A 798-nucleotide genomic window follows, 5' to 3' on the forward strand; every position below is an offset into this window, starting at 1 on the left:
GTATTATGAAGCTTCCGGCATTGGCTCGGGCGATTCGAAAAGAGCGATTCGTAGAATTGAACGGAGGTTGTTACAATTAGCGGCGCGTCCCAATTCTCGGCGGCCAAGCGGCTAGCAAGGCTTTGGTCCTCTACGTTCAAATTACTATGGTGCTCAACAACCACGTCGGGCAAGCCTAACTCTTCTAACGGAGCGAACACCCGGCGGAAGACATCGGCGTTTTGCTCAATGATGGTTGTAAATGGGGCCACGTAAATAATTCTCCGGAGCTTGTAAATTGCTGCATGACGAAGGGCAAAGGCCAAAGAAGAGAGCGTTTTTCCTCCGCCCGTCGGCACTGTCAGCGAGAAAAAACCCGGCTCTTTTTCGGCTGCAGCTACGCATGCTTCTCGTATCATGTTTCTTTGCCTGTCCACCGCCGTGGCAGCGGGAAGCTGCGAGACAAAACGTTCCAGAGCGTGCTCCATACGTGCTAAAACATCTTCAGGCCACAGCGTTCGCGACATGCGTTGGTCTCGGTTGAGGAATGCCTCCGTGTCCAGGAAATCCGCATCTACAAGGCACGAAAAGAGCATGCGAACGAAGAAGGCCAACGAAAAGGCAGCTCCTTTGGGATCCACGTGCCGCCTTTCAAGTGCCCGCTGGAGAAACGGTGGGAGTTGCAGCTCCCCTGCCGGTGGTATCAAATCCAGGACTCGCGTCCACGTTTCGACTTTTTTCCGAAGTCGCCGTTCCAAACAACTACCCTCGCTGATGCTGTCCGGTAGACCGGCGTGGTGTCCAGCAATAGGAAATGCC

General features: G+C 54.0%; 1 protein-coding gene. It reads right to left on the reverse strand.

Going from position 1 to position 798, the window contains the following annotated elements:
- Nucleotides 1–593: DEAD/DEAH box helicase family protein (locus tag EG19_RS12970; protein WP_161685620.1), on the reverse strand; the 593-nt coding region annotated here is incomplete at its 3' end.
- Nucleotides 594–798: the final 205 nt, after the last annotated feature.

Source organism: Thermoanaerobaculum aquaticum (genome assembly GCF_000687145.1).
In the GTDB taxonomy this organism is placed as follows: Bacteria; Acidobacteriota; Thermoanaerobaculia; order Thermoanaerobaculales; family Thermoanaerobaculaceae; genus Thermoanaerobaculum; species Thermoanaerobaculum aquaticum.